Here is a 25358-nt window from a genome sequence, read left to right as displayed (position 1 = left end):
TCCGAATGCCAAGCGGGGCAAGTCTGACGTTCACCGGTCGCGAGGCATGGACTCTGCGGCGCTTGATTGAAGCGGGTTCCGCTGGTGTCACCACGATCGACCACCCGGCGCCTCGCTGGTCGCACTACATCTTCAAACTGCGTCGCGCTGGGTTGACCATCACGACCGAGTACGAACCGCACCGGGGGCCGTTCCCCGGGACGCATGGCCGATATCGACTCGAAACCCCCGTCACCGTTGTTGCGGAGGCCGCGTAATGAACTTTCATCAATCACGCGCGCCCCTGACGGCCGACGAGTTGAAGCGCCGCGCCGAGGCGCTGTCAGCGAACGCCCAGTCGTCTGACAACCCTCACTTTCGCGGAGACGAGGCAGCCGATAAGGACCGCAGTGATGAGCGGCAATATGGCCCCACGGCCGCGAAAATCTTGCGCGAGGTAAAGCGCAGCGTCGCATTGGCGTCTCAGGATGCCAAGCTCGCCGTTTTCACGGAGGGGGCAGCAACGCTGGCCGATGCCGTGGCGAGCCAGTGGGTGCCCAAAAACGTAATGGTCGATCGGCTGTATGAAATCGCGCTCGCCCATGGGTACTTTGGTCGTGATCGACGCGAGATCGAGGATCTGATCGGCAAGTGTGCGGAAAGGGTGTCCAGCGAGGCTAAGAAACCAGAGCAAGCGCCGTCCGGTTCGAAGCCGTCAAAGCGCCGGTTGATTGCGCATCGCGCCAGCGAGCTCGAGCCCGAGAAATTGGTCTGGGTTTGGCCGGGCCGCATCCCGGAGGGCAAGCTGGTGCTGCTGGGCGGTCCCCCGGGCCTCGGCAAGAGCCAGTTGACCGCGTTCATGTCGGCCGTTGTCTCGAACGGTGGTCACTGGCCGTGTGGCGAGGGATCGACGCTTCCGGGCGACGTCATCTTCATGTCTGCGGAGGATGGCGTGCAGGACACCATCATCCCGCGCCTCATGGCGGCGGGAGCCGACCGCGAGCGCGTTCACATCGTGTCTGCCGCTACCAAACCCGATGGGACGGGACGGAAGACATTCAGCCTGAAGACGGACGTCGATCTGCTGGAAGATATGGCGAGGAAAATCGGTACGGTCCGGCTCATCATCGTTGACCCCATCTCGGCGTACATGGGGGGCAGCGACGGCAACGGAAACGTGGAGACGCGCGAAGTCCTGGAGCCGCTGGCAGATATGGCCAACCGTCTCCGGATCGCCGTGGTCGCGGTGACGCATCTGAACAAGGGCGGCGGCGGTGGCAACCAAAGCGCCTTGAACCGCTTCGCCGGGTCCATCGCGTTCGTGGCTGCGGCTCGGGCTGCCTTCGCGGTGATCGAGGATCCGGAGGACGACGAGCGCCGGTTCTTGCTCCAGGCCAAGAACAATCTCGGGAAGAAGTGCAAGGGATTGGCCTTCCGGCTCGAGCAGCGCCTGGTCGGGGACGATGTCATGTCGAGCAACGTCATGTTTGAGGGCGACCATGTCAGCGAGTCGATCGATGAGGCGCTGTCTGCATCCGAGAACCGGGGGGCCAAGAAGGGCCAGTCGGGTGGCGGAAAGGAAGAGGTCACGCAGTTCCTCCGGGACATCTTGTCGGCTGGTCCGGTGGACGTTTTGGAGGTCGAGCGCCAGGCTCGAGCGGCGGCTCTGCTGGAGGACGACAAGCGGCTCAGCAAGAGCAAGGCCTTCCGCGACGCGCGAACCGAGCTGGGCGTCAGGTCCAGCCGAGCCGGCTTCGGCCCCGGCTCCCACTATGTGCTCGAGCTCCCGGACGCACCATGGGCGCCCAAAAACCCCATGGGCGCCCCCTCCCAGACAGGGGCGCCTATGGACAATCTGGGCGCCCATGGAGATGTCGGAGGTGCGCGATGATGGGCCTCCGAACCCGGCTGAAGGACCGAAGAGCCCATTGGCTCTTCCGGTTCGAATGCGACGGCCAGTCCTATACCGGCGGCATTGGCCGGTTCGAGGACGGCCGGATCGCAGAAGTCTTCATCAACGGGACGAAGGTCGGCACGGCTGCCGAAACCAACGCTCAGGACGCGGCAATTGTCGCGTCCTTGGCCCTCCAGCATGGTTGTCCGGTTGAGACCATCCAACACGCCTTGGCGCGGGCGGGCGCCTCGGCTGGTCCTTTGGCGACGCTGCTGAGAAAGGTTGAACATGAGGGCGCCTGAGGATTCTCGTTGGAAGGTTCTCACGCCCTACGATCCGCGCGAGGGCATATCCCTGAAAGAGGCGGCGGCTCGAGCTGGTAAGTCGGAGACCACCCTACGCAATTGGTGCGTGCAGCACGGGCTTGGCAGGAGAGTTGGCGGAGGCGTCTGGGTGGTGAGCAAGGTCGCGCTTGCGATGTTTCTTGATGATGATCGGAAGGCCCTCGCCGCCTACCGCAACGGAGACCGTTCATACTCGTTGGTCCGGGTCTACTTTGAACGATTAGGCGTTCCCGTGCTTAACACCGCATAAGGGCGGCGGCTAATTTGGCTATACGCCTTCGTTCGCCGAGCAGACCTCGGTGCGGTGGTTGTCCGCAGTTGGAATTTCAATGGTCCATGGCACGAGACAAAGAGTTGTCCTCGCCACAAATTGCCACAATTCCCGAACCCCAATAGCAGTCCAAACACATTCTATGGGAGAACGGAATGTCTCGCGATGGCAGATCCTTTGGAGAACCTGGGCAAAAGCGAAGTTTTTCGCCCGATGGGCCATACACCGACCGTCAGGCCGCGACCCTGATGCAGCGACGGGATTCCATCACGGCCAACAATCCCATCGCACTGCGAGAAACGATCTATCACCACCTGTACGGATTCAAGGTGCCAACTAAGCTCATGGCAGTAGTCGAGATGTTGATCCACTCGGAGGCCAAAGATCACGGACCGCCTAATGCCGGTGACCTCAACGACCGCGTCCGCCTGACAATCGAGTGCTCCAAGCCGACCGCGCAGAGGGCAATCAAGCGCGCGACCGACTTAGAGATGATTTCCGAGCGCCAAGTCGGAAAGGAGCTAAAGTACTACTTCGACGTCGAGCAGGCCGCCCGCGTAAGGAAGATGTTGGCGCTGCGACGTATCATTCCAGACGTGGTGGCGGCTCAGGAAGCGAACCCGTTTGATAAAACCGCCGGCATCGAATTTTTCCCGGATGATGCCAAGGCGGCCTACTACAACATCATCAAGATCTACGAGTGAGGGCTCAATTGATGCGTCAGCTCAAAATAGCATCAGCCGTTTTTGGTCTTGTCATTGCGCTTTCGGTTGCGCCGGTCCGCATCGATCTGACCGCAATGACGATCAAGTTCGCCATCGCGATGGCAGGACACTCGGATGGGGGCAACCGTTAGCCGCGACAATGCAAATTGTTGACATTTGTCCATCGAAGGACAGGCAAGAGCCGAGCTGAAATGATCGTCATCACGCCTCCGGATTTCAACCCATTCCCGGGGGATCATCTCGAAAGGAGAAAGCTGATGACGAAGCAACGTTTGAAGGCCGCGGCTCTTGTGGGAGCGCTTGCTATCTCGGGAGTTTCTACCGCTCATGCCGGCGGATTTCTGGCCGATACCTTTATCAAGCCGATCTTTGGCTCACACGCCGCGAGAGAGGCTGACAAGGTGCACGAGCGCATCGGCAAACCACTAGACAAAGCTGCCCCGGTAGCGGCGGGGGTCATCGCCGATACGGTTATTCCTGGGTCTGGCCCAGTTGTTACCGGCTCGACGACTAAGTAGCACAAGTGAACGGTGAAATGCCCCGGGCGACTGAGTTGCCCGGGGTTTCATGCATTCAGCGTGCAGATCTCGCAGTCCCATCAACTGCCGCAAGATCCGCAACGTTGATATGGCGGGGCCGGTCCCCCAGTCGTACTTACAACCTCGTGCAGATCGCATGAGGACGAGAGATGGACGAACCCTTCAAGTTTGAGCAACTGGTGCAGTTTCGTGCGCCGGTTGGCTTGTCAGAGGCGATCGACGCCGCGGCTCGACGAAAGTGCCAATCGAAATCTGAATACCTGCGCCAGTCGGTTATCGTGCGGCTTAAGGCGGACGGCGTGGACCCGCGGCAGTTCACGGGAGCGGCGTAAATGTACACCGGTCAAATCGCCGTAATCTCGAATAAGGCAACTTGGCTCAGCGATGTAATGGAGATTGTCGACGAGGCCGACGGAACCGTCACAGATCTCACGACTGTGGATCCGCTCGACATTCGCGTCTCGATTATGGACGACTGTTCTTCCCTCGTGACGGCGACGATCGACAATGGGAAAGTCACCCTCCCTGGGCCCGGCTTTCAATGGCGGTTCGAAGCCACCGACTTGCAAAACCTGTTCGCCGGCACGCACCGCTTCGGGATCAAGGTGACGATCGATGGTGTCGTGGTGGATTTGATGGACGGCACGATTGTCGTGCTCGAGGGGGTTTGATCGATGGCACTCAAGCTGAAGACACGGACGAACTTTCCCGCGCTGGTTCAAGTTCAGGCGCCATTGCTTCTCTCGAAAATCGGGAGCGCATTTACTTTCAGCCTCGATATGGTTTCCCTCATATCAACTGTTTTTATTTCCAGTTCGCCCAGGACGTTAACCGGAACATCGGGGAATGTAGGCGCGACGGATAGCTCCGTCATCTTCAACGCTTCGGGCACATTTACGGCGACGCTGCCCAATCCTGCGTCCTACCCAGGGCGCTGGCTGTATGTGAAGAGCGTCGCGGCTCAGACCGTTAACAGCGCCTCGTCCAACGTTTTGCCTCTCGCTGGAGGTGCGGCGGGCACGGCCCTTCTGACGAATACGGCCGGGAAGTGGGCCAGGCTCCAAAGTGATGGGGCCAACTGGATCATCATGGCCGCGAACTAGCTTACGAAGATTTCCGAGATGTCTGGCACTGATAAAACAATCGAAAAACAGCGCGGTCGCCCGTTTCAGAAGGGTCAATCCGGCAATCCGAGCGGTCGCCCGCGGGGGTCGCGGAATGCCACGACATTGGCGCTGGAAACCCTCTTGCACGGTCAGGCTACCGCCCTCACGCAAAAGGCAATCGATCTAGCCTTGGCGGGGGACATGGCCGCACTGCGCCTCTGCCTGGATCGCATCCTGCCCCCTCGCAAGGACAGGCCCGTGACGTTCACGCTGCCCGAGATCAAGAGCGCCCAAGATGCGGCAGCCGTCGTCTCCGCTGTCCTCGCTGCGGTCGCGTCGGGCGAAATCACCCCATCCGACGCTGCCGAGATCGGCAAACTGATCGACAGTTATGTAAAGGCGTTTGAGACCGCCGAACTGGCCGAGCGGCTGGAACGCTTGGAAAGGATGACCTCGCAATGATCGCGCGCAACATCGAAAACCGGATCGTTAAGCTGGAAGCCAGTCGGCGGCGACCTGACGAATTGCTGCTGGTTTGGCGTCGGCCCGATGCCGACGTGAAGACAGCTACCAGCGGTGCGAGGTTTGCGTCCGGCGATCGGGTTATCTGCGCCGAATGGTTCGGCGACGACCCGCTACCTGAGCCACGATGGTATAACAATCGGCTGTCATCGGAACTCGGCGCCGTCGAAAACGAATATCTCTTGCGGTCCCTCGGCCGCGAAGTAGAAGGCGCCTGCCCGCGTGATCCTGGATTCGCGCAGACCCCTGCGGTTTCGTCGCGCCGGATGCGCGAGTTGCCCGACAGCGATCTGCTGCAGATGGTTTTCGGAGTGGCAACATGACGCGAGGAGCCATCGGAAAGCGCATTGCACTGCTGGAGCGACGTAAGTCTGTCGGTGATCGAGTGGTGCATTTCATCAAGGCCGCTGATCGTGCCGACAGTGACCGGCAGATTGCCGAACTGGTCGCGGCGGGGAAAGTCGGCCCGCGCGATGGTTTTCTTTCGCTCACCGGCTGGAGACCCCTCCATTGACGCGCGGTATGGCAAATTTTCAGGATCGCGTCGCCAAGCTTGAGCAGCGTCATCGCCCCGGTCCGCCGGCGTTATCCTATGGACGCCGGAAATGCCTCACCGATCGGGCCGTGGCAGGCGACCATGAAGCGCTGCAGGAACTCAACCTGCATCAGCGGCGGAGTACCCAAGCCAGTCCCCAACAGCGTGCTGCGGCCGTTGCCGCCGGTCTGAGGGCCGATCTATGACTCGGGGGCTTAGGCAGAGAATCGAAAAGCTCGAGGATAGCCGGGGAAGTCAGGGCATCCCTGACGTCGTCGTCGCTATCTGCCCGATACCGGAGACCGATCTCCCGCTGCGCATGGAGACAGTCGAACAGTGGTTGGAGGCCGGTCTCGCTCACGTTGCCTTCAGAGGTCACGCGGTGCTCTACGATGGAGGTAGGCGCCACCCTCTCACTGTAGAGGAATGGCAGGCCCAGCATTGCAGATACCCCGAAGGGTCGTTCCACTGAAGGGCGTCCCCATCATCCGCGGCTAAATCGAAGGCCACAGAGCGGCGATGTTCTGACACTCCGCCGCCACGTCCTTCATTCTCTTTGCCGTCGCCTTGACTCCAGCGAAGATTTTCCCCGACGCGACATCGATGACCTGGCAATAGCTCGGATGCACGATTTCGTCGTGGTCTACCAGGTGAAGCTTGCTGTACTCCTGCACTACTGCAGAAACATACCCAGCCACCTCGTCATCCATCGGTCTTGTCTTCGAGAAATGGAACTTGATTGCACCGACGCACTTCTGGTTTTTTGGGCCAACACCACGCAAAATGATCTCCGGTCGCACGCTAATTTGCACATTGTGAAAGGGCAATTTTGGAGAATTATTGCTCCCCAAGGTTGGCGCGGCGCCGAGTAGATCGACATCGTCTAGCATCTCTAGAAAGCGCTCCAACGCATCGATGTTGGCGTTCACTCGCCGCGCGGTCCCAATCTTGTCGGGCGCGGCCTGCGCAAGGGATGAGAGTCTTGCCGTGATGGGAGATGGATCGACCGCGCCACCGGCTAGATATTGTGAGACAGCTTCTGCTGCTTCTCGGTGATACATGCCCAAATTGAAATCCTCATCGGGATACTTCCGGTCCTTGAGTATCTGGCGCTGCCGAGCACCTCGGCTGACAATGTATTCAGCGAGCTTATTTACAGAAATGGAAGGTGTGTTAAGCATAGTGATTCGGCCTTAAAAAAAGGGGATCGCAGCCATGACCATTCAAGCCGTGACCGCCTTATCGAATCAGGAAAGCCTCTGCATCTGTGAGATTACCACAGTCGAGGCGGAAGCCGCGATGGCCGAAAATCCAGCTTTTGACGGGTTTGGTCTCTACTTGGTCAAAGTAGACTCCAGGCACCCTATGAAGCCGGCATCTGTTCTGGCGAAATTTGCTTCGGAAGAGGCAGCGGCTGTGATGGCCCGCTTTATGCGATTCAATGGCGGGCTCGAGCCGGCCTAGTACGCGCGAAGCGGGGGACCAGGACAAGCCTGGCCCCCGCGACATCACGCCAGCAGATAGATGAGGACCGCGACTGCACGAATGCAGGCGGCGACATCCACAGTTACGTGACACCGGACGATGAGTTGCTTTCGCATCTCAATACCTCCGGGCCGCAGCGCGCCGCAGACCCAAGGGTTGCGGTTACAGCTCCCATCGAACGATTTCACCGTCGTTCATAGGTGCATCGGCCCGCCATCGGCGTTCTAGAACCGCCTCTAGCGGCCTGCGTCATCCCCAGTTATCCTCTCGCCAGCGTGTTTGAGACGACCAGCGTTATCGGGCCGGGCCACAGGATCGCGGATGGCTCGGTCGGGGATCCGGTTGATGAGACCAGGGCCTTCCGAGTTCCGCGCGAACATGTTCCTCCGGCGGCAGGTCGATAGCAAGCGAGCCCTGCAGTGTGATCAAGGCACGGACGCTCGGCCTTGCAATGCAAAACCGATTTCCGGGGGATTACTGGTGGCAGGGGAAGGCGGCCCCGAATGCTTCAGCTGCAAGATTTGCCGCCAAAAGATTCCGCCGCTCGGGATGACCCCGCATGTATGCCCTGAACACGTCAACTATCTGGTTCATGTCGGCGTTGGCGGGAATGCACGACTTACGGCCGCCAATCGAGGCGCCTGACATTTGGATGTTTACGATCGAGGTCAGGTATCCCAAGCATGTCCCCCCTTTCATGGCCCAGTCGCCGGTCCGCTCTTGATTGATGTTTGCATTGCACATGCTCAGAAGCATGTTGCCATCAACGCTCACCATCTGAGCTTCAGCCGACGGTGGAAAGCTGGCCAGCATCCAAGCAGCCAGTAGGAGTCCGAAAATTCGATTTATTTTGATTTTCGCGATCATTTTTTTGCCCTTTGGAATCAGGCCCAAACTGCTTTTTCGGAATAAGTAATCGCTGCTTTTATGGAGTGCGTAAGTTCGGGGGCATTTTCGGCTTGCCCGCCCCTGTCGAAAGACCCCTTTTGTCGCTCGCAAGTGTGCGGGGTGGGGCCCCAAATTGGGGGGGTACTTCTGAATAAAAAATCAGCGCTTTCTCTTCTTCATCCTCACCCCAGCGCCTCCGCCGTTCTCTGGGATGAACTCGACGCCAGCCTTCTCTAGAGCGGCCTTAAGTTTCGCGCTTGTCTCCGCCCGACCGCCCACCTGTTCGCTATCCTCCGACTCAAGCCTAGCGATGGTTGGCTCAGACACGCCTGAGGCGTCGGCCAGGTCGCCCTGTGACCATGCGAGCAGCGCGCGCGCGGCCTTCATCTGACGGACTGAAAACATTCGAGCTCCATTGATAGAATTTCTATTGATTGCTGCGTCAGAGCGTGTTAATAGAATTTCTATCAAATAGCCACTGCGAGAGCAACCCCGATGAGCAAAGCCACCTTCTCGGTGAACGGCGGAGCTATGTCCTCACCATTTCTCCCCAATCAACAGGCCGAGCAGTTCAACCGCACCCCGGCGATGGTCCGCCGTGAGGTTTCCGTCAACACCAAGCCGCGCTCCCTCCACCTCGCGATTCGATCCAAAATCATGATCGAAGCCCATGCCCGAGCAAAGGCGGACTATGCCGACGAACTCGCCTGCCGAGGGCGGGCCCATCACGTCAACCGCCCCTATCGGTATTACCTCGCGCTCCAGATGCGCAGCGGCTTCGCTGAGGCTCGCGTCGCTCGCACTGGCATGGCTCCGGCTTTCGATCTTCCCGCTCAGCGTTGGGCATGAGGAGTCGGACCGTGCTCGCATCCTGCAACCAAAGCACCATCGTCAAAGTCCCCGCGCGCCATCTTCTGCGCGGTGACCTGACCGGCTCCGGGGAAGTCGTGCTTAGCGTCAGCGCTGGCGCCAAGACCCCCCGCGGCATGGTCGACGTCCTTCTGCAGAAGGGCGAGCGCAAGCGCGCGGCTATCTGGAACGCGAGGACCATCATCGGTGTGCGTCGGGGCGGCTCGGCTTTCGAAGAAATCGCGCAGTCCGAAGCAGAAATTCCCCCTTCGGATCGCTTGCCCACATTTCACGAGCTCGCCGCGTTTGATGCCGGCAAGGCGTGGGATCGGTTGTCACTCGAGCAGCAGCGCGAAATCGGCATGCTTGCTCTGAGGTTCGGCACGGTAGGACAGTGCGAGGGCTACTTCCACGAAACGATCGAGGGGGCCCGCGAAGGCTACAGCTCGAGCCATTGGACGCCGCAGGTGCAGGCAACGGCTGTTTGGCCGCGCCTGCATATCGAGTTGGTCGAGAGCGCAGCCCGTGCTGCCTTTGAAGCACTCTGCGAACACTTCGACCCCCTTTGGCCCCAACTGTTCGGTTGGCAAGCCCGGAAGGAGGTGAAGCAACCATAGTTTGCCTCGTCCTTCGCGACCAACTGAGCCCGGGCGGTGCTCAGCCAATATCAATCCACAAACTCGAGAAGACACATGAGCAATGCGGTAACGGATGGCGCCCTAGGCGCCCGACAATTTTCGACATCTTTCTCACTTCTGGAAAGCGGGCTCGACGCATGTCAGCTGGGACAAGCCGGCTCAGAACCATCCTCCGGCTCAAACATTCAGGAGCCAGGGGTACAGATCAGCAGGAGATCAGTCATGAATATGATGGTAAGTGCAACGGCAATCGCAGCTGCCAGCCCAGCTTTGGCGGCGGTTGAAGCTGATAGCGCTATTCTTGACGCAGTGACGCGGTTGCAAGAATTGAAGCCGGCCTACGATGCGGCCCAAGCGCGTTGGGATGAGGTCTACGGGCAATTCATCCAGCTTCGGCCCGAGAAGCCGGAAGCGTTACGATGGCGTCCCAACGATTGGCTGAACGTCGACCATGTTGGGCGAGGCGAAAAGAACTTCTATTGCCCGTTCGACCTGAGACGGAAACGCGATGTTCCGCAGCTGAACTGGACCTACATTGGCCCTGACCAGTGCGCGCCTACAGGATCCTGGGACGACGCAAATGCTCGCCCAAAGGATGAGTATCTTCATTTGTTCGAAAGCACGCCCGATGAGAGGCGGCAACAACGCCTAAACGAGGCCGTCACTTCTCTGGACGCCTACACGGCGCGGGTCGATGCCATCAAGGATCAGATTGGCTTCCATGAAGTCGAGGATCGGTTAAATGAAATCTATTTCAAGCAGGTCCTTCCCCTTCAGGAATTGGTGATCAAAACTCCCGCGCTCACGCCGGCCGGCATTCGAGCTAAGGCCCGCATGGCGATCAAGTGGTTCTTTGAGGAAACGGGCGAAGCGGAGTACGCCGAGATGACGGATTACGATCGGCTGGTAACCGATATCGTCAACGGCGTTGCGGAAATCGGCTAGTGCTGCCGAGCCCGCCGGCTCATGCCGGCGGGCCTGCGGTCGGCTCGCGCCTGGCCGACTCAAATCCCATCCGCGATGAATGAGAACTCCTGATGGCTAAACTGGTCCACGCACCGCCGCGATTCAGGATTCGGCTCCGGGAGGCGCATTCCGCGCCAAATGGAGACGTCGTGATGAAACAGTGTCGTCGATGCGAGCAAGACTTGCCCTTGTCGAGCTTCCGAGCCGGAACCAAGGCTCCGCGAGTATGTAATCCTTGCCTCCAGCTTTTAATTTCCGGCGAAGCCGTGTTCACGATGAACGCTAATGAGGCCAACGCTTTTATGACGCGCCTGGAAAGAGGCGATTCCCTTCGCATGATCGTTGGAGGCGCCAATGGCACTCCGATCTGCTCGGCTGAAGCCTTTAAGAAGCATTGCGAGCTGAATCCTGAGTGGGCTGCAAAGGCGTTGGGCCTAGTTGAACACAACCGGAAGCTGGCGAACAATCGCAAGGGCAAGAAAATCTACACGGAGACATCAACGCATTGCCGGCGCGGACACGTACTTGCGGAAACCCTGATTACGGACAGACGCGGCAGACGTTATTGCCGCTCCTGCAATCACGAAACTATCAGGCGCGGCATCGAGGTCACGCCAGCGAAGATCGAGGAGATCAAGCGCGCGTTCATCACCGGAATGTCAGGGACGGATATAACCAGTCGCGCAGGCAATCGTAAGTCGATTGTCTCGATGCCGACCCTGCGACGATTGAAGATCGAGCACCCAGAAATTGCGCAGCTCCAGTATCAGTACGCCAGGACACAGCAAGCGCGCAACACACTAACGAGCAGCCAAGCTGTCGTGCGCATCACCCCCGTGATCATCAAGTTGCCGGAGGTCGACACGCCGAGGCCGAGCAGTGAGATTGAGGTCTACATTCCTCGGGCTGGCGATGTCGAATGGCTGTACAGCCTCACTCCTCGATATCTTTCGCGGAGCGCGCGCGACGACATTGTGAACAACACGTTTCTTGAACTAAGCGAGCGCCGCGTAAATCGCGCTGGCGTGCCGGCGTGCGTCAAGGCCATGGTGACGGCGCACAATCGCGAAAACCCCTTCAAGACCTACGGCGACATTCGTACGCCGCTGCCTCTCGACGCGCCAGCTTACCTCGACGGGACCATGTCGCGTGTCGAGATTGTCTCGGAGGGCCTCTGGGCGTGAACTGACAAGACCGAGGTGGAGGCCCGCCGGTCCACGCTGGCGGCCCTTCATTCGGAATCAATGGTGCTCAGACTGTCTTCTGAGGCGCCGTCCCGACTGATCTCTAGCAGGCTGGGTCCTGCCAAAGAGTCCAGTCATGTCGCTCCTCCCATGCGGAATGAATACCCAGGACCGCGATTGCGAGGCTGGCGCCGGCAGCAATAATAATCGCGCTCGCTGCACTGTGCGGAGCCGCGAAAAGAGTTGTCCCCGCGGAAAGAATGCAGCCGGTCACGCCCGCGACGAACTTCGCACGATCCTTGGTGAGCAACTTGTTCATGATGGTCAGCTCCTTTTTCTAAGCTTATCATCGATGGATTTTTGGCAGCTCGCAAAGCACGATGTTCTTAGAGGAGAGCGGGGCAGAGCTATTGACGTTTTCAGATTCTTCCGAAGGCCGGCCGAGGCGGTGCCGCCGCTGACCTTCTCCGGGCAAGAGTTCAGGCCAGTAGCCAGTCCAGCGCGCTCACTCGCTTCTTTTCAGAATGTTGGGAGGGAAGCTGACTTGAGAGTGGCTCTCGCTGTAGTCGCTCATCGCGCGCCCTCCTCGCATCTCCTTCGTTGACGGCAACGCTCGACGCCTCGCGCTAGACAGCGGTTGCAAAACTAGCAACCCTATGCCGCGCCACCTCGGCGCCGGTGCCATCAACCACGATTACGAGCGTGCCCGCATTACGGTCATATGCGGGATCGCTGGCTATATCCCGGGCGACACGGGCGCCGTATTGGGCGGCTACTTCAGCCGAGCGAAATAGCTCCCCCACATCGTCTGCCTGGGTCTCGCCTTTGTGGAAAATCGGGAAGTAGTAACGTCGCATAAGCGCGGGCCCTCGTGGTTTAGCCGCGATCATGCCCACATGTCAGGACGGCCCGCACCTGCCAAAAACGACAGGGTCAGTGCGCCGGCGGGGCTGGCGAGCGACCCGCGGTTACCGTGATCTAACACGGCGACATTTTGAATTGGGGACACCACCCATCATCGCGCCGAATCGCCTCAGAGAGAAGCCGCTATTGCTTGCGGAAGACGGCGCGCGAAATGCCATCTGTTCTCAAGACCACGGCGGCGCATCGATGAGATATACCTACGTTGGCTTGCGCAAGCCCGTGGAGCTCAGCCATTGCTGAATATGGAGGGCGTTCTCACTCAGCTGCGCGGCCTTCAATAAAGCTTCCCGTTTGGGCCCCGGAGGTGTCGACTCTGCCCGCGTGCGAGCGGTGCTCGCTAATTGAGTCAGGCGTTCCGTGAGGGAAGAGGTGAGCTTGACCATAGATGGCTCCGCGTATTTGGCGGGAGCACGGGGCTCTCAGTCACCGATAAACGCCGTGATGGGCCGGTGATGGTACCACTAGGCGCCGGTTCCTCAAAAATAGATAGTCAATTGCACACAGCGGCGCGTATCGGGATGGGCATCGAGCACCCACCACACGGGCGCATTAACCTCTTTTACGAAAATCGTAACGCTATCACTGTTTGTTCTCTAACGAACGCTCGCCCTTTACGGGAGGATCGGCCCTTTCGTGGGGCTGATTATGAACAAGCTGTTTTTCGGCGATAATCTGACGGTCTTGCGGGATCACGTAAAAGACGAGTCGGTCGATCTGATCTATCTTGACCCGCCCTTCAACTCAGATGCCAACTATAACGTGCTCTTCCGGTCGCCCACTGGGCAGGAGTCCGACGCGCAGGTGGAAGCGTTTCGTGACTCGTGGGAATGGGCGGAGGCGGCCAGGGACGCCTATGCCGACGTGATCGATGCGAATGGCGATGTCGCCCTGGTAGTGTCAAGCCTCAAGAAATGGCTCGGCGAAAATGCGATGATGGCCTACATCGTAATGATGGCAGCGCGGCTTACCGAACTTCGGCGAGTGCTTAAGCCCAACGGTTCATTATATCTGCACTGCGATCCGACAGCGAGCCACTATCTTAAACTGGTGCTGGACGCCGTTTTCGGCCATTCCAACTTTCAGAACGAAATAATCTGGAAGCGAACTGGCGCGCACGGCAGCGCGAAACGGTGGGCGCCGGTGCACGACACCCTTCTGTTTTATTCCGGCAGTGACAATTTGCAGTGGAATCGTATTTTCCAACCGTACGAGCCTAATTATCTCGCTGAGAAGTATCGTCAGCATGACAAGCGGGGATCCTTTCAAGATGTAAGTGCAACCGGTGCAGGCACGCGAAAAGGGAGTTCTGGAGAGCCCTGGCGCGGTCACAGCCCGACGGAGAAAGGACGTCACTGGGCCATTCCGGAGGCCGCTGGGGTAGGCATCTCACATTTTTCAGAAATGTCGCCCCAGGAAAAGCTAACCGCGCTCGAGGCGAAGGGACAGCTTTACTGGCCGAAATCCAGGTCCGGTGGCGAAAGCTTCCCGCGGATCAAGCAGCGACCTGGCGAAGGAAATCCGATCCAAGACTGCGTATTCGATATTGCCGCCTTGAACTCGCAAGCGAGTGAGCGTTTGGGCTACCCAACTCAAAAGCCCCTCGCGCTGCTCGATCGAATCATACAGGCCTCGTCCAAGCCAGGCGACGTAGTGTTGGACCCGTTCTGTGGTTGCGGAACTAGTCTTGAGAGTGCTCAGAAAAACGGCCGCCACTGGATCGGCATCGACGTCGCTCACTATGCAATGACTCTGATCGAAGGCCGGCTCAAGGCAAAATACCCAACGGTCGACTATTCAGTGTACGGCAGACCGACGGACATGGCCGGCGCGCGTGAGCTGGCGCGACGCGACAAGTATCAGTTTCAGTGGTGGGCGGCCTGGAAACTCGGATCTCAGACCTACCGAGAGGATAAGAAGGGCGCGGACCGTGGAATCGACGGCAACATCTACTTTCATAACGGCCCCTACGGCGTTGGTCGCATCATTGCGTCAGTGAAGGGCGGTGAGCACATCGGAGTGCAGATGGTGCGCGACCTCCGGGGTGTCATCGAGCGAGAAGAGGCCGAGATGGGTGTCATGGTCACCCTTGCAAAGCCAACTTCGTCAATGTTGTCAGAAGCGGCGAGTGCGGGATTTGTCCGCAAATCAGCGCACGGCCGCTTGCCCCGTCTGCAGGTCGTATCGGTCTCGGACATTATTGCTGGGCACATGCCGACGCTTCCGCCACTGCCACAGCCGGAGCGCAAGCGGCCGGCAGGTCGGAAGCGAGCGCACGCCGATCAGATCGAGATGATCTTTCCGTTTGGTGGCGAGATCATCAAGCCGCAGGAAGGCGTTCACGTCGATCCAAGATTTCGGCGGTTCGGCTAAAGCGGCTCGTCCGGTTCGGCAGGCGACTAAGGCGACGACCAGGTGGGTCGATCACGACGCCCGCGTTAGTTCTCTACGAACTGCCGCCGCGGAGGTGCCAACCTTTTCGACGACCTTCCGCAGTTCTTCCGCGGTCACTCCAAGGGCGTGAGTCCAGTACTTCACTTCGTGCGGCTCGTGCATGTTGATCATCATCGAGGGAGGCTGACGGTCGTGCGAGTGCACTCGATCTGCGAGATCATTGGCGAAGGTCTCAATTTCCTCTTCCGAGATGATCGTGGGTCGGAGCGGTGCATCGGCGATAAAATCCACTGCACGACGATAGGCAGATTCAAGTGCCGGCTCAGATGGCTTTCCAATGATGAAGTAAGGATGGAATTGCTCTGACGCAGACGAAAGGCCGACCATATGACCGACCCAACGGGCAGCCTTTTCCTGAATGCCGTCTATAGTTGCAAGATCGAACGAAAGAGGCTGGTAGCAGTGCCACTTGCCATTCTTCCAAGCATGCTCAAACTCCACCTCGTCTTTCGACGACGCGATTGTCTTCTTCTCCAAGATGGAGGCTACTTTCAGCTCTAATAGCCGGTCTCGAACGGGGCGCCAGATATCGGCGTCCGTCCTGCGAGGCGCGGCCGTGTCTTCGTATTGAGTAACAAAACGGAAGAACAGCTTCTCAAGGGCGGCGTCGGGATTCTCGGTTGTCCCAGATCCAAGCTCGCTCCACACAAGAGAGCCGTCGTCCGGCCCGACGATTTTCGTCGCGAACGTTCCAGCGTTGCTCCCGGTGGAGAGCAAGTCGCCACCCTCTTTTTTCGTCAACTTCTCGAAGGCTTTTTCGATCCGGCCCAGATCTTGGCGCAGGGTTGAGCCATCCACATCCGGGAAAGCTTTGGAGAGCCTACCGTAATTCTTGCGGAAGCGTGCACCAAGGAAGCGCCTCTCAGGTGAGTGCATGACCACGCCCACGTTCAATTGCTCGCCGGCAATAGGGTCGTGACGATACCGGAGGATGCTGTACGTATATGGATGTCGGTTCATGACAGTATCCGTTGAAGTTCGGCCAGGCATTGATCAGCCGTCTCACGCACCTTTCTGATGTGATCTAGGGCGTCCAGAAGATGCGGTCGAGTGGCGCTCCACTCTTCCGGCAATATAGCGTCGTACTGCGCCAGACGCGCGTCAGAAAAGCTCTGCCAGATAGTTTTAATAGGAGCGAAGCTTAATGTCTTCCTCCCTGCCAGATGGCTCGCAAAGATGTGCTCACTAGGTGCGCCTGGTGCAATCATCCCCGCTAGGTTACCCATGATCCAGGGCTCGCATCGCGGGAAAAGCTTCAGCCGAAATGAAAAACCGCTTTCGTGGTCGATCAGGCGCCAAGCCTGGTCCTTCACTAGAAGATTTGAGTTGCCCGGCCTCCGGTCGTCGTTCCCGACGAAGGCATCGAAGGCTATTGTTGCAAGGGCGACGGCCTCCTGAGCTGGCGAGATTCGGTCGGTCGCGTTCCAACCCCTCCATTGTTTGCCGGCGTCAGCGCACGCGAAAGCCAGAGAGCATGACGAAGCCAAACGTGCTTGCGTGGCTGGAAAAGGAATTGAGGCGCAAAACTCAGCCGACAGATCAACAAAAAACGGCTCTTGAACGGTTAGTCCTGCATCAGCAGCAATTAGGGATCCGAGCATCTCGTTCATGAGCGCCTCAATGCCTAACTCGATGCCTGTCGAGATTTTCATAACGGCCTCGTGCTCGACGCCGTCGTCAGTCAGGATTGTAACGCGGAGCGGCTTTGTACGGCCCGGCACGGCTTGGCGAGAGAAGCCAACGGCAGTCGCGCGGCGGATCACCGATCATCCCTCACGCGAGGAGTTTCCCAATTGACCTGTCAAGCAATCCCTGCCGCTTACCCGGTGCTTACCCGGCAGACATCAAAGCAAAACAAAACTGAACTAAGTCTCTGATTTTACTGGCGCACCCGACACGATTCGAACGTGTGACCTTTGCCTTCGGAGGGCAACGCTCTATCCAGCTGAGCTACGGGTGCTAGTCGAGGTTCATTTAGCCGATTGGCGGGGGGCGGGCAACCGCTTCCGCCGTCTTCTGCCAGGCTGATTTGGGCTAGGCTGATTTACGGGCCGCGCGGCCAGGAACCGGTACGCCGTCCCGCCCGAGCTTGGCGAATTCGGCGAGCAGCCGTTCGGCATACATGATGCGGTTGCGGCCGAGCCGTTTGGCCGCATAGAGCGCCTGGTCGGCGGCGCCCAGCAGCCGGTCGGGGCTGCCGTCGGTTTCGCCGGGAACGTGGCTGGCGACGCCGACACTCAGGGTGACGTGGTCGCCGGCCCCGGTGGCGTCATGGGCAATCCGCAAGGCCATCACGGCGCAGCGGATCTCGTCCGCGATGACGCAGGCGGCATCGCAATCCATGTCCGGCAGGATCAGCGCGAATTCCTCGCCGCCATAGCGGCTGGCGAGATCGAGCGGGCGCACGGCATGCCGGCTGACGACGGACGCGACCGCGCGCAGGCACTCGTCGCCGCTCTGGTGGCCGTGGCGATCGTTGAACAGCTTGAAATGGTCGACATCGACGAACAGCAGCGCCACCGGCTTCTGCGTCCGCTGGGCGCGGGCCCATTCGCTCATCAGCATCTGGTCGAACGCGCGGCGGTTCGACAGGCCGGTCAGCCCGTCCTTGCTGGCAAGCTCCTTCAGGGCCATCTCGGCGCGCTTCTGGTCGGTAAGGTCGCGCAAAGTCTCCACCACCGCGATCAGATGGCCGGCCTCGTCGTGGATGGGGCCGGCGTCGATGGCGAGATAGAGCTGGCTGCCGAGCTTCGGCATCACGCACCAGTTCTCGGCGCTGAAGCCGAGCCCGTTATGGCCGCGCGCGGCATATTCCGAATAGAACTCCGGCAGCTGTTCCGGGCGGTCGAGCGCGACGAGGTCGGCGAGGCAAGGGCGCCTGGTCTCGTAGAAGGCCTGCCAGTGCTTGTTGGTGCCGATCACCTCGGAGGCGGCAACGCCGGTCAGCCGCTCGCAGGCTCTGTTCCAGATCACCACGCGGCGCTTGGGGTCGATCACGAAGGTCGGCACCACCAGATGCTGCATCAGCCGCACGGCGTAGGAATCCGCAACGTCGACCGTCTTGGCTGACGTTTTCCCCGGCTTCGCCATGTCAGGCCACCGCCGCCACCGGCAAGGCGTGGTTTGGGCCGAACAGCTTTCGCACTTCGCTGGCCGGCTTCGGTCTGCTGAAGAGATAGCCCTGCATCTCCGTGCAGCCGAGCGCGCGCAGCATCTCGCGCTGCGCCTCGGTCTCGACGCCCTCCGCGACCGTGGTCATGTTGCTGGCGGCGGCGATGTTCACCACCGCCTGCACGATCACAGGCGCGCCGCTCGTCTCGGCGATATCAGCGACGAAGCAGCGGTCGATCTTGATCTTGTCGAACGGGAAGCGCTTGAGATAGCTGAGCGAGGAGTAGCCGGTGCCGAAATCGTCGAGCGCGATGCGCACGCCGATGGCGCGGAGCTGGTGCAGGATCGAGAGCGCCGCCTCGTCGTCGCGGATCAGCACGGCCTCGGTGATCTCGAGCTCGAGCCGGCACGGGGCAAGTCCGGAATCCGCGAGCGCGCCGGCGATCCGCAGTGCCAGCGTCTCGCATTTGAGCTGCACCGGCGAGACGTTGACCGCGACACGCACATGCGCCGGCCAGGTCGCGGCCTCGTTGCAGGCCATGCGCAGCACCCAGTCGCCGAGCTCGTTGATCAAGCCGGTGTCCTCGGCAATCGGGATGAACTCCGCCGGCGACACCATGCCGCGCTCGGGATGCCGCCAGCGCAGCAGCGCCTCGCATCCCGAGACTTCGTTGGTGCGCAGGTCGACCAGCGGCTGATAGTGAATCTCGAAGCCGCCGTTCACCAGGGCTTGGCGCAGATCCTGCTCCAGGCTCAGGCGCGCCTTGGCGCTCGCATCCATCTCCGGCTCGAAGAAACGGTGAGTGCGGCGTCCTTCGGCCTTGGCGCCGTACATCGCGAGATCAGCATTCTTGATGAGCTGGTCGAGATCGGTGCCGTCCTGCGGTGCCATGGCGATGCCGATGCTGGCGTCGGTGGAGAGCTGATGGCCGAAGCAATGATAGGGCCGGCGGATCGCCTCGAAGATCCGCGTCACGAATGACACCACGTCGGCGGATGATTTGATCCCGGTCTGGATCACCGCGAATTCGTCGCCGCCGAGCCGCGCGATCAGGTCGCCCGGTCCGAGGCAGCTGCGGATGCGGGCCGCGATTCCCTTCAACAGCTCGTCGCCGACGTGATGACCGAGCGAATCGTTGATGCCCTTGAACTCGTCGACGTCGATATAGAGCAGCGCAAACTGGCTGCCGCCCCCGACCTTCTCCAGTTCGCGCTCGATCTGCTCGCGGAACAGCGCCCGGTTGGGCAGGTCGGTCAGCGCATCGTAATGCGCCATATGCGCGATCTTCTCGTCGGCGCGCCGCCGTTCGGTGACATCTTCGACGACGTTGATGAGGTAACGCGGCTCGCCGGATTCGTCGCGGATTCCGATCCGGGTCGAGGTGATGTAGCGCATCCCCTTGGCCTGGCTCTGCCAGGCATGCTCGTCCTTGAACAATCTCTCGCCCGACTTCAGCGCCTTGCTGTCATCGTCAGTGACGACTCGGGCGGAGGCATCCGGGTATATGTCGAAGGGAGTCTTGCCAACGATGTTTTCACTCGATTGGCCGAATTGCTCTTCGGCGGTCCGGTTGACCAGCAGATATTGCCGCGTTTGAGCATCCTTCACGGTGATCTGCGACGGGATGTGGTCGATGATCTCGCGCAGGAACATGTAGTTGCGGTCGCGTTCCTGCTCCAGCTTGCGCCGCTCGGTGATGTCTTCGATCGTGGCCACCCATCCGCCCTGCGCGAGCGGAGTGTTGATGACCTGGAAAGCTCGGCCACTCGGCAAGTGATGGCTTCTCGTGGAGACCGTGCCCTCAGCGACGATCCTCATGACGTCGGCGCAAAATGCCTCGACATCGCCTTCGAACGCGCCGCGCTCCTTGCGATGATACATCGCCTCGCGGATGTGACAGCCGGGCTTGATGACATCGTGAGAGAGGCCGAACATATCGGCGTAGCGGCGGTTGCAGGTGACGATGTATCCGGCGGCATCGTACAGGATCAATCCTTGCGACATGTTGTTCAAGGCGGTGTCGAGCCGCCCGCGCTCCGCTTCCAGCCGTTGCTGCGCCTCACGGTTCTGCCGGTTGATCTGGCGAACGATCAGGAACAGGATCAGCGCAATCACGGTGGCCGAAAGCGCAGCGGTGGTGACCATGAAACCGGTCTGCTGCCGCCAGTCGGCCAGCGCGGCTCTCGTGGTGTTGGTCGCGACGATGACCAGCGGGAAATGCGACAGCGAGGCCCCGGAGCCGAGGCGCTCGTCGCCGTCGATCGGGCCCCTGACGCGCAGGGTGTGCCGGCCACCTTCGGCCAGCATCTTGCGCATCAGCGGTGCGTCCTTGAAGTCCCTGCCGATCAGCTCTTCGACATGCGGGTAGCGCGACAGCATCTTGCCATTGCGGTCGAACAGCGAGATCGCCGTGCCCTCCGCAAGCGCAACGGACGCGAAATAGTTCTGGTAGCTGTCCGGATCGATCCGGCGGACCATCGTGCCGAAGAAGCTGCCGTCCGCGCCGCTCAGCCGACGCGCGACAATCGTGGTCCATTTTCCGATGATGAAGCTGCGGACCGACTCCAGCGCCACCGGTTCGGCCATCGGATTCGATTTGAAGGTCTGAAAATAGGCGCGTGAGGAGATGTTGATCTTGGGCAGCGGCTGGGGCCGCGACCAGTTGATCAGTTCGCCGTCGGCATCGTAGATCGCGATGTCGCCGAGGTAGGACACCGGGCCGATCTTGCTCCGCAGCATCTGGTTCGTCGCGGGTCCGGACATGCGCTCGCGGAACATCGCGGCCGAACTGATCTCCGGCAGATTCATCTGCCCGATCACATCGGCGGCGACGATGTCGGAATCTTCAAATTGCTGATCGAAGTGCCGCGCGATCAGCTGCACCGTATTTTCCAGCTCGCGCTCGCGGTTGGTCAGGGTACGTTCGCGAAATTCGCCGACGGCCATGGCGGTCACCGCGAAGATCCCCGCGACCAGCAACACGCCGCACAAAGTGAGCCACAGCACCGGTCCGCGCCGAATGGCTGCCTCCCAGCCGTACTTCGCGGCTAGGAACATTCCGGCTGCAATTCCTGCAAAGACCTGGCGCATTCCCCCTCCCTGGAGGGACAGGAATACAGCACACAAATGGCGTAAAGCTTAGGAAAGCCAGTTACCTGAGCGTTAATCTCGTTGCGTGATCGCAGTCGTGTCCAGCGAGCCGCCGCGCTGCATCATGAATCGCGCGTTAATGCGAGCTGCCCGCGCTCTTGTCGCTGCCGAGATTACGCAGCCGCCCGACCACGCCCGTCGGAAAGAAGTAGACGCTGGCGATGAAGAGCAGCCCGAGCCACAGCAGCCATCGGTCGGGATGCAACAGTCCGGGCAGCAGCGGCAGGCCGGCTTCCGACGCCGCCTTGGAGGCGACGCCCATCAGCGACTGCAGATAGTTCTGGGCGAGGATGAAGATGGTGGCGCCGATGATCGCGCCGTAGATCGTGCCCATGCCGCCGATCACGACCATCAGCAGGATGTCCAGCATGATCGAGAAGCTGAGCGAGGTATCGGGGCCGGCATAGCGCAGCCACAGTGCATTAAGAATGCCGGCGCCGGCGGCGACCAGTGCGGCGATGCAGTTGGCGTAGCTCAGGTGGAAGACGGTGCGGAAGCCGAGCGCCTCGGCGCGGAAGCGATTTTCGCGGATCGCCTGCAGCACGCGCCCGAACGGCGAGTTCACCACCCGCAGCAAAGCGAAGATCATCAGGGCCGAGACGGCGAACACCAGATAGTACGTCAGGATGCGGCCGTTGAACTCGAATCCGAGCACGTTCTTGGAGATCAGCACCGTGCCGGGCCTGAGCAGCTCGGGCAGCTGAAAGCTGCGTCCGTCCTCGCCGCCTGTCAGCCAGGACAGCTGCGAGGCCAGCACCTGGAAGGCGGATGCGACCGCGAGCGTGATCATGGCAAAGAAGATCGCAGCCACCCGCAGCGAGAACAGCCCGATCGCAAGCGCAAGCAGCGCGGCAAGCGGCAGGCCGACCACGATGCCGGTTGCAACCGCGCCCCAATGCGGACCCATCCCGTACAGCGCGATCGCGATCGCGTAGCTGCCGATCCCGTAGAACATGGTGTGGGCGAACGACACCGAGCCGGTATAGCCGAGCAGCAGATCGTAGGAGGCGACCAGCGCGGCGAAGACGCAGATCTTGGCCGCGACGTTCAGCGCCTTCGCCCCGGGGAACAGGAACGGCGTCGTCACCAGCGCCAGGATGATGAGGACGAGAACGAGCGTGAGCACGCGGTTGCGCGGCGGGTCGCCTGACAGGATCATCATCGGCTGGTCACCGCATAGAGGCCGCGCGGTCGCCACATCAGAATGGCGACCATCAGCAGGATGTTGGAGACGAGGGCGAGCTTCGGCACCAGGAAGCCGCCGTAATTGGCAATCATCGCCACCAGGATCGCGCCGATGAAGCAGCCGCCGATCGAGCCGAGCCCGCCGATGATGACGACGATGAAGACCAAGACGGTGAGGTCGTCGCTCATGGAGGCGTGGACCTGCTCGCGATACAGTGCCCACATCACGCCGCCGAGGCCGGCCAGCGCTGATCCCGTCATGAACACGCCGAGGAACAGGCGGCGAATGCGATAGCCGAGCGCCTCGACCATCTCGCGGTTCTCGACGCCGGCGCGGATCAGAAGCCCGAGCTTGGTTCGGTTGAGCACGAGCTGAATCGCGATGAAGACGGCAAGGCCGATCAGCGTCGCCAGCACGCGGTATTTCGCGATCGCGACGTCGCCGAGGATGAAGGAACCGCGCAGCGACGTCGGCAGCGGCGTCGGGATGATCTGCGGCCCCCACACCGCATAGAGCGTCTGCTCGGCGACGATCAGGCCGCCCGTCGTCATCAGGATCTGCTTCAGATGCTGGCCGTAGACGGGCAGGATCAGCACCCGCTCGACGATCAGGCCGAGCGCGCCGGAGACCGCCATCGACAGCAATGCCGCCGGCGCCAGCACTGCGAGGTTCATCCACAGCGAATCCACCTGGAGCGAGGTCGCGAACGGCGCCAGCACCAGGGTCGCGACATAGGCCCCGACCGCGATGAAGGCGCCATGGCCGAAATTGAGCACGTCCATCAGGCCGAACACGAGCGTGAGTCCGGAGGCCATGATGAAGATCATCATGCCCATCGCGAGGCTCGCGGCCGTCAGCGTCAGCCAGGTGCTGGGCGAGCCGATCAGCGGAATCATCACCAGGGCGACCGCGATCGGCAGCAGGATCGGCGCGATGTCGCGCTTGGGCTTCGGCAGCGGATCGGTTGCGGCGAGCTCGGTCATTGATGCGTCTCCAGGCTCAGGCCGAGCAGTCGCTCCTGCAGCGGCACGTCGGCCGCCAAGGCCGCCATCTCGCCGCGATGGACGATGGTGCCGTTGTCCATCACCAGCACGTCGTCGCCGAGCTCGCGGGCCGCAAAGAAATTCTGCTCGACCATCAGGATGGTAGCGCCCTTGCGCTTGATCTCCTTCAGACACTCGATCAGCGCCATCACGATCGCGGGCGCCAGCCCCTTGGTCGGCTCGTCGATCAGCAGGAGCTTGCGCGGTTCGATGATGGCGCGGGCAATCGACAACATCTGCTTCTGTCCGCCCGAGAGACTTCCCGCGCGCGACAGCCAGAACCGGCGCAGCGCGGGGAAGAAGCCGAAGATCCAGTCGAGCTGGGTGTCGTCGAGCGGCCCGTCGCGCGCCGCCAGCACCAGATTTTCCTTCACCGTGAGATCCGAAAACACCGCCATGCTCTCCGGCACGTAGCCGACGCCGAGCCGCGCGATGTCGGGCGTCGCGCGGCTCTCGATGCGCTCGCCGGCGAGTCTGATCTCGCCGGAGGAGGCCTGCCAGAGGCCCATGATGGTGCGCAACGTCGTGGTCTTGCCGGCGCCGTTGCGGCCGAGCAGCATCGTTGTCTGCCCCTGCGCGACAGCGAGATCGATGCCCTGGAGGATGTGATAGCGGCCGATATGAGTGTGCACACCGGAGAGCTTCAACAGATCGGTCATGCTGCGCTCCCTCCAACTTTATCGGGCGCGACGCCGAGATAGGCTTCCTGCACGATCGGTGATGCGATCACCTCGGCCGGAGGGCCGTCCGCAACAAGCTGCCCGTTATGCAGCACGATGATGCGGTCGGCGAGCGATCGCACCACGTCCATCTTGTGCTCGACGAGGAGGATGATCCTGCTCTTGTCCTGCTTGAGCTGCGCGATCAGGTTCAGCACGACCGGCACCTCGTCGATGCTCATGCCTGCGGTCGGCTCGTCGAACATGAACACCTTTGGTTCGAGCGCCATCATCAGCGCGACCTCGAGCTTGCGTTGGTCGCCATGCGACAGTGCGGTGGCGGCGACGCCGCGGCGGCCGCCGAGCGCGACCTGATCCAGGATCGTATCGGCGCGCGCAATCAGATCACGGCGGACCATCCAGGGCCGCAGCATGTCGTAGTGAGTGCCGTCAGCGGCCTGCACGGCGAGGCGGACGTTTTCCTCCACCGATAGATTCGGAAAGAGATTGGTGAGCTGGAAGGCGCGCCCCAGGCCTGCGCGCGTCCGCATCGGCGCGGAATGCTGGGTGATGTCGGTGCCGTCGAACAGGATGCTGCCGCTCGATGCGCGGAGCTGACCGGAGATCAGGTTGAAATAAGTGGTCTTGCCGGCGCCGTTCGGGCCGACGATCGCGGTGAGCTCGCCCGGCCGGAAGCTGCAGGTGACGTTGTTGACCGCGACATGGCCGCCGAAGCGGATGGTGAGGTCGCGGGTTTCGAGGGAGAGCGTCATCGAGACTTTCGATCGGGTTTGGTTGGAAGTGTATCCGCGATCACGCTGCGCCCCCTCCCCCGCTTGCGAGGGCTTTGCGTAAATCGCGAATCTGCGATTCTCTAAGAGACATCTGAAGAGGATCTGGGGATGGCA

Annotated in this window: 32 protein-coding genes, 1 tRNA gene and 1 pseudogene; 19 read left to right on the top strand and 15 right to left on the bottom strand. The window is 60.7% G+C overall.

Annotated elements, in window-relative coordinates; translation table 11 throughout:
- The first annotated feature begins 5 nt into the window (after positions 1–5).
- From AC0L3A_RS06660 to AC0L3A_RS06600, 13 genes are all read left to right on the top strand, one after another.
- Positions 6–257 carry a winged helix domain-containing protein gene (locus tag AC0L3A_RS06660; RefSeq protein WP_473253920.1) on the top strand — a complete coding sequence of 84 codons (252 nt, stop codon included), beginning with the start codon at positions 6–8 and terminating at the stop codon, positions 255–257.
- Complete coding sequence (locus AC0L3A_RS06655; protein ID WP_473253879.1) at positions 257–1870, top strand: AAA family ATPase; 1614 nt, start codon at positions 257–259, stop codon at positions 1868–1870. The genes AC0L3A_RS06660 and AC0L3A_RS06655 overlap by 1 nt, the downstream gene beginning before the upstream one ends.
- Positions 1867–2175: a TSCPD domain-containing protein gene (locus AC0L3A_RS06650; protein ID WP_473253878.1), complete on the top strand. Its 309-nt coding sequence runs from the start codon at positions 1867–1869 to the stop codon at positions 2173–2175. The genes AC0L3A_RS06655 and AC0L3A_RS06650 overlap by 4 nt, the downstream gene beginning before the upstream one ends.
- Positions 2162–2467, top strand: a complete 306-nt coding sequence (locus tag AC0L3A_RS06645; RefSeq protein WP_473253877.1) for a helix-turn-helix domain-containing protein — start codon at positions 2162–2164, stop codon at positions 2465–2467. Before AC0L3A_RS06650 ends, AC0L3A_RS06645 begins: the two co-directional genes overlap by 14 nt.
- 176 nt (positions 2468–2643) lie before the next feature.
- The gene (locus AC0L3A_RS06640; protein ID WP_473253876.1) at positions 2644–3192 is read left to right on the top strand and encodes a hypothetical protein; all 549 of its coding nucleotides are present in this window, start codon (positions 2644–2646) and stop codon (positions 3190–3192) included.
- A gap of 11 nt (positions 3193–3203) precedes the next feature.
- Entirely contained in the window at positions 3204–3344 is a 141-nt protein-coding gene (locus tag AC0L3A_RS06635; RefSeq protein WP_473253875.1) for a hypothetical protein, read from the top strand.
- A 60-nt stretch (positions 3345–3404) separates the two neighbouring features.
- Positions 3405–3731, top strand: coding sequence for a hypothetical protein (locus AC0L3A_RS06630; RefSeq protein WP_473253874.1), 327 nt, complete (start codon positions 3405–3407; stop codon positions 3729–3731).
- A gap of 170 nt (positions 3732–3901) precedes the next feature.
- A complete protein-coding gene (locus AC0L3A_RS06625; RefSeq protein WP_473253873.1) occupies positions 3902–4084 on the top strand; it encodes a hypothetical protein in 183 nt (60 codons plus the stop codon).
- Positions 4085–4423: a hypothetical protein gene (locus tag AC0L3A_RS06620; RefSeq protein ID WP_473253872.1), complete on the top strand. Its 339-nt coding sequence runs from the start codon at positions 4085–4087 to the stop codon at positions 4421–4423.
- A gap of 3 nt (positions 4424–4426) precedes the next feature.
- Positions 4427–4855 (top strand): hypothetical protein, encoded by a 429-nt coding sequence (locus AC0L3A_RS06615; RefSeq protein WP_473253871.1) that lies wholly within the window; start codon positions 4427–4429, stop codon positions 4853–4855.
- 18 nt (positions 4856–4873) lie between these two features.
- Positions 4874–5320: a DUF5681 domain-containing protein gene (locus AC0L3A_RS06610; protein WP_473253870.1), complete on the top strand. Its 447-nt coding sequence runs from the start codon at positions 4874–4876 to the stop codon at positions 5318–5320.
- Positions 5317–5703 carry a hypothetical protein gene (locus AC0L3A_RS06605; protein WP_473253869.1) on the top strand — a complete coding sequence of 129 codons (387 nt, stop codon included), beginning with the start codon at positions 5317–5319 and terminating at the stop codon, positions 5701–5703. The genes AC0L3A_RS06610 and AC0L3A_RS06605 overlap by 4 nt, the downstream gene beginning before the upstream one ends.
- A complete protein-coding gene (locus AC0L3A_RS06600; RefSeq protein WP_473253868.1) occupies positions 5700–5894 on the top strand; it encodes a hypothetical protein in 195 nt (64 codons plus the stop codon). The genes AC0L3A_RS06605 and AC0L3A_RS06600 overlap by 4 nt, the downstream gene beginning before the upstream one ends.
- Before the next feature lie 515 nt (positions 5895–6409).
- Here AC0L3A_RS06600 and AC0L3A_RS06595 read toward each other — a convergent pair.
- Positions 6410–7096 (bottom strand): hypothetical protein, encoded by a 687-nt coding sequence (locus tag AC0L3A_RS06595; protein WP_473253867.1) that lies wholly within the window; start codon positions 7094–7096, stop codon positions 6410–6412.
- Positions 7097–7130: 34 nt separating this feature from the next.
- Between AC0L3A_RS06595 and AC0L3A_RS06590 the strand changes: the two genes are divergently transcribed.
- Entirely contained in the window at positions 7131–7379 is a 249-nt protein-coding gene (locus tag AC0L3A_RS06590) for a hypothetical protein (RefSeq protein WP_473253866.1), read from the top strand.
- A gap of 495 nt (positions 7380–7874) precedes the next feature.
- Here AC0L3A_RS06590 and AC0L3A_RS06585 read toward each other — a convergent pair whose 3' ends face one another.
- Together AC0L3A_RS06585 and AC0L3A_RS06580 are read right to left on the bottom strand one after the other, a co-directional pair.
- Positions 7875–8267, bottom strand: coding sequence for a Rap1a/Tai family immunity protein (locus AC0L3A_RS06585; protein WP_473253865.1), 393 nt, complete (start codon positions 8265–8267; stop codon positions 7875–7877).
- Positions 8268–8447: 180 nt separating this feature from the next.
- The gene (locus tag AC0L3A_RS06580; RefSeq protein WP_473253864.1) at positions 8448–8693 is read right to left on the bottom strand and encodes a helix-turn-helix domain-containing protein; all 246 of its coding nucleotides are present in this window, start codon (positions 8691–8693) and stop codon (positions 8448–8450) included.
- Positions 8694–8783: 90 nt separating this feature from the next.
- Here AC0L3A_RS06580 and AC0L3A_RS06575 point away from each other — a divergent pair, with 90 nt between their 5' ends.
- The 4 genes from AC0L3A_RS06575 to AC0L3A_RS06560 all read left to right on the top strand — a co-directional run bounded on the left by AC0L3A_RS06575 (position 8784) and on the right by AC0L3A_RS06560 (position 11925).
- Positions 8784–9137: a hypothetical protein gene (locus tag AC0L3A_RS06575; RefSeq protein WP_473253863.1), complete on the top strand. Its 354-nt coding sequence runs from the start codon at positions 8784–8786 to the stop codon at positions 9135–9137.
- An 11-nt stretch (positions 9138–9148) separates the two neighbouring features.
- Positions 9149–9754: a hypothetical protein gene (locus tag AC0L3A_RS06570; RefSeq protein WP_473253862.1), complete on the top strand. Its 606-nt coding sequence runs from the start codon at positions 9149–9151 to the stop codon at positions 9752–9754.
- A gap of 243 nt (positions 9755–9997) precedes the next feature.
- A complete protein-coding gene (locus tag AC0L3A_RS06565) occupies positions 9998–10720 on the top strand; it encodes a hypothetical protein (RefSeq protein ID WP_473253861.1) in 723 nt (240 codons plus the stop codon).
- Positions 10721–11007: 287 nt separating this feature from the next.
- Positions 11008–11925 carry a hypothetical protein gene (locus AC0L3A_RS06560; protein WP_473253860.1) on the top strand — a complete coding sequence of 306 codons (918 nt, stop codon included), beginning with the start codon at positions 11008–11010 and terminating at the stop codon, positions 11923–11925.
- A gap of 103 nt (positions 11926–12028) precedes the next feature.
- Here AC0L3A_RS06560 and AC0L3A_RS06555 read toward each other — a convergent pair whose 3' ends face one another.
- Together AC0L3A_RS06555 and AC0L3A_RS06550 are read right to left on the bottom strand one after the other, a co-directional pair.
- A complete protein-coding gene (locus AC0L3A_RS06555; protein WP_473253859.1) occupies positions 12029–12244 on the bottom strand; it encodes a hypothetical protein in 216 nt (71 codons plus the stop codon).
- A gap of 307 nt (positions 12245–12551) precedes the next feature.
- The gene (locus AC0L3A_RS06550) at positions 12552–12782 is read right to left on the bottom strand and encodes a DUF6894 family protein (protein ID WP_473253858.1); all 231 of its coding nucleotides are present in this window, start codon (positions 12780–12782) and stop codon (positions 12552–12554) included.
- 712 nt (positions 12783–13494) lie between these two features.
- On the opposite strand from AC0L3A_RS06550, the gene AC0L3A_RS06545 reads away from it, so the two are divergent.
- A complete protein-coding gene (locus AC0L3A_RS06545; protein ID WP_473253857.1) occupies positions 13495–15219 on the top strand; it encodes a DNA methyltransferase in 1725 nt (574 codons plus the stop codon).
- A gap of 51 nt (positions 15220–15270) precedes the next feature.
- Here the strand turns inward: AC0L3A_RS06545 and AC0L3A_RS06540 are convergent, their stop codons facing one another.
- From AC0L3A_RS06540 to AC0L3A_RS06495, 10 genes and pseudogenes are all read right to left on the bottom strand, one after another.
- Positions 15271–15414 carry a DUF3606 domain-containing protein gene (locus AC0L3A_RS06540; protein WP_473253918.1) on the bottom strand — a complete coding sequence of 48 codons (144 nt, stop codon included), beginning with the start codon at positions 15412–15414 and terminating at the stop codon, positions 15271–15273.
- A 471-nt stretch (positions 15415–15885) separates the two neighbouring features.
- A pseudogene (locus tag AC0L3A_RS06535) lies at positions 15886–16260 on the bottom strand (DUF3037 domain-containing protein); the annotation flags it as partial.
- Positions 16257–16952 carry a HipA family kinase gene (locus AC0L3A_RS06530; RefSeq protein WP_473253856.1) on the bottom strand — a complete coding sequence of 232 codons (696 nt, stop codon included), beginning with the start codon at positions 16950–16952 and terminating at the stop codon, positions 16257–16259. The gene AC0L3A_RS06530 and the pseudogene AC0L3A_RS06535, both read right to left, overlap by 4 nt.
- A gap of 231 nt (positions 16953–17183) precedes the next feature.
- Positions 17184–17260 (bottom strand) — tRNA-Arg (locus AC0L3A_RS06525).
- 74 nt (positions 17261–17334) lie between these two features.
- Positions 17335–18390: a sensor domain-containing diguanylate cyclase gene (locus AC0L3A_RS06520; protein WP_473253855.1), complete on the bottom strand. Its 1056-nt coding sequence runs from the start codon at positions 18388–18390 to the stop codon at positions 17335–17337.
- Between the two features lies 1 nt (position 18391).
- Complete coding sequence (locus AC0L3A_RS06515) at positions 18392–21502, bottom strand: bifunctional diguanylate cyclase/phosphodiesterase (RefSeq protein WP_473253854.1); 3111 nt, start codon at positions 21500–21502, stop codon at positions 18392–18394.
- A 136-nt stretch (positions 21503–21638) separates the two neighbouring features.
- Entirely contained in the window at positions 21639–22724 is a 1086-nt protein-coding gene (locus AC0L3A_RS06510) for a branched-chain amino acid ABC transporter permease (protein WP_473253853.1), read from the bottom strand.
- Entirely contained in the window at positions 22721–23731 is a 1011-nt protein-coding gene (locus AC0L3A_RS06505) for a branched-chain amino acid ABC transporter permease (RefSeq protein ID WP_473253852.1), read from the bottom strand. The genes AC0L3A_RS06510 and AC0L3A_RS06505 overlap by 4 nt, the downstream gene beginning before the upstream one ends.
- On the bottom strand, positions 23728–24450 hold the full coding sequence (locus AC0L3A_RS06500) for an ABC transporter ATP-binding protein (RefSeq protein ID WP_219679838.1): 723 nt from the start codon (positions 24448–24450) through the stop codon (positions 23728–23730). Before AC0L3A_RS06500 ends, AC0L3A_RS06505 begins: the two co-directional genes overlap by 4 nt.
- Positions 24447–25223, bottom strand: a complete 777-nt coding sequence (locus AC0L3A_RS06495; RefSeq protein WP_473253851.1) for an ABC transporter ATP-binding protein — start codon at positions 25221–25223, stop codon at positions 24447–24449. The genes AC0L3A_RS06500 and AC0L3A_RS06495 overlap by 4 nt, the downstream gene beginning before the upstream one ends.
- Positions 25224–25358 lie beyond the last annotated feature (135 nt).

Source organism: Bradyrhizobium sp. MI1.3, from assembly GCF_055811695.1.
The sequence above is the reverse complement of the archived record's forward strand: the minus strand, read 5'-3'. Positions and strand labels throughout refer to the sequence as shown.

What these genes read in the sequence shown, in the direction of transcription:
- AC0L3A_RS06660 (WP_473253920.1), top strand. Translation starts at nt 6, where the DNA reads ATGCCAAGCGGGGCAAGTCTGACGTTCACCGGTCGCGAGGCATGGACT.
- AC0L3A_RS06655 (WP_473253879.1), top strand. Translation starts at nt 257, where the DNA reads ATGAACTTTCATCAATCACGCGCGCCCCTGACGGCCGACGAGTTGAAG.
- AC0L3A_RS06650 (WP_473253878.1), top strand. Translation starts at nt 1,867, where the DNA reads ATGATGGGCCTCCGAACCCGGCTGAAGGACCGAAGAGCCCATTGGCTC.
- AC0L3A_RS06645 (WP_473253877.1), top strand. Translation starts at nt 2,162, where the DNA reads ATGAGGGCGCCTGAGGATTCTCGTTGGAAGGTTCTCACGCCCTACGAT.
- AC0L3A_RS06640 (WP_473253876.1), top strand. Translation starts at nt 2,644, where the DNA reads ATGTCTCGCGATGGCAGATCCTTTGGAGAACCTGGGCAAAAGCGAAGT.
- AC0L3A_RS06635 (WP_473253875.1), top strand. Translation starts at nt 3,204, where the DNA reads ATGCGTCAGCTCAAAATAGCATCAGCCGTTTTTGGTCTTGTCATTGCG.
- AC0L3A_RS06630 (WP_473253874.1), top strand. Translation starts at nt 3,405, where the DNA reads ATGATCGTCATCACGCCTCCGGATTTCAACCCATTCCCGGGGGATCAT.
- AC0L3A_RS06625 (WP_473253873.1), top strand. Translation starts at nt 3,902, where the DNA reads ATGGACGAACCCTTCAAGTTTGAGCAACTGGTGCAGTTTCGTGCGCCG.
- AC0L3A_RS06620 (WP_473253872.1), top strand. Translation starts at nt 4,085, where the DNA reads ATGTACACCGGTCAAATCGCCGTAATCTCGAATAAGGCAACTTGGCTC.
- AC0L3A_RS06615 (WP_473253871.1), top strand. Translation starts at nt 4,427, where the DNA reads ATGGCACTCAAGCTGAAGACACGGACGAACTTTCCCGCGCTGGTTCAA.
- AC0L3A_RS06610 (WP_473253870.1), top strand. Translation starts at nt 4,874, where the DNA reads ATGTCTGGCACTGATAAAACAATCGAAAAACAGCGCGGTCGCCCGTTT.
- AC0L3A_RS06605 (WP_473253869.1), top strand. Translation starts at nt 5,317, where the DNA reads ATGATCGCGCGCAACATCGAAAACCGGATCGTTAAGCTGGAAGCCAGT.
- AC0L3A_RS06600 (WP_473253868.1), top strand. Translation starts at nt 5,700, where the DNA reads ATGACGCGAGGAGCCATCGGAAAGCGCATTGCACTGCTGGAGCGACGT.
- AC0L3A_RS06595 (WP_473253867.1), bottom strand. Translation starts at nt 7,096, where the DNA reads ATGCTTAACACACCTTCCATTTCTGTAAATAAGCTCGCTGAATACATT.
- AC0L3A_RS06590 (WP_473253866.1), top strand. Translation starts at nt 7,131, where the DNA reads ATGACCATTCAAGCCGTGACCGCCTTATCGAATCAGGAAAGCCTCTGC.
- AC0L3A_RS06585 (WP_473253865.1), bottom strand. Translation starts at nt 8,267, where the DNA reads ATGATCGCGAAAATCAAAATAAATCGAATTTTCGGACTCCTACTGGCT.
- AC0L3A_RS06580 (WP_473253864.1), bottom strand. Translation starts at nt 8,693, where the DNA reads ATGTTTTCAGTCCGTCAGATGAAGGCCGCGCGCGCGCTGCTCGCATGG.
- AC0L3A_RS06575 (WP_473253863.1), top strand. Translation starts at nt 8,784, where the DNA reads ATGAGCAAAGCCACCTTCTCGGTGAACGGCGGAGCTATGTCCTCACCA.
- AC0L3A_RS06565 (WP_473253861.1), top strand. Translation starts at nt 9,998, where the DNA reads ATGAATATGATGGTAAGTGCAACGGCAATCGCAGCTGCCAGCCCAGCT.
- AC0L3A_RS06555 (WP_473253859.1), bottom strand. Translation starts at nt 12,244, where the DNA reads ATGAACAAGTTGCTCACCAAGGATCGTGCGAAGTTCGTCGCGGGCGTG.
- AC0L3A_RS06550 (WP_473253858.1), bottom strand. Translation starts at nt 12,782, where the DNA reads ATGCGACGTTACTACTTCCCGATTTTCCACAAAGGCGAGACCCAGGCA.
- AC0L3A_RS06545 (WP_473253857.1), top strand. Translation starts at nt 13,495, where the DNA reads ATGAACAAGCTGTTTTTCGGCGATAATCTGACGGTCTTGCGGGATCAC.
- AC0L3A_RS06540 (WP_473253918.1), bottom strand. Translation starts at nt 15,414, where the DNA reads ATGATGATCAACATGCACGAGCCGCACGAAGTGAAGTACTGGACTCAC.
- AC0L3A_RS06530 (WP_473253856.1), bottom strand. Translation starts at nt 16,952, where the DNA reads ATGAAAATCTCGACAGGCATCGAGTTAGGCATTGAGGCGCTCATGAAC.
- AC0L3A_RS06520 (WP_473253855.1), bottom strand. Translation starts at nt 18,390, where the DNA reads ATGGCGAAGCCGGGGAAAACGTCAGCCAAGACGGTCGACGTTGCGGAT.
- AC0L3A_RS06515 (WP_473253854.1), bottom strand. Translation starts at nt 21,502, where the DNA reads ATGCGCCAGGTCTTTGCAGGAATTGCAGCCGGAATGTTCCTAGCCGCG.
- AC0L3A_RS06510 (WP_473253853.1), bottom strand. Translation starts at nt 22,724, where the DNA reads ATGATGATCCTGTCAGGCGACCCGCCGCGCAACCGCGTGCTCACGCTC.
- AC0L3A_RS06505 (WP_473253852.1), bottom strand. Translation starts at nt 23,731, where the DNA reads ATGACCGAGCTCGCCGCAACCGATCCGCTGCCGAAGCCCAAGCGCGAC.
- AC0L3A_RS06500 (WP_219679838.1), bottom strand. Translation starts at nt 24,450, where the DNA reads ATGACCGATCTGTTGAAGCTCTCCGGTGTGCACACTCATATCGGCCGC.
- AC0L3A_RS06495 (WP_473253851.1), bottom strand. Translation starts at nt 25,223, where the DNA reads ATGACGCTCTCCCTCGAAACCCGCGACCTCACCATCCGCTTCGGCGGC.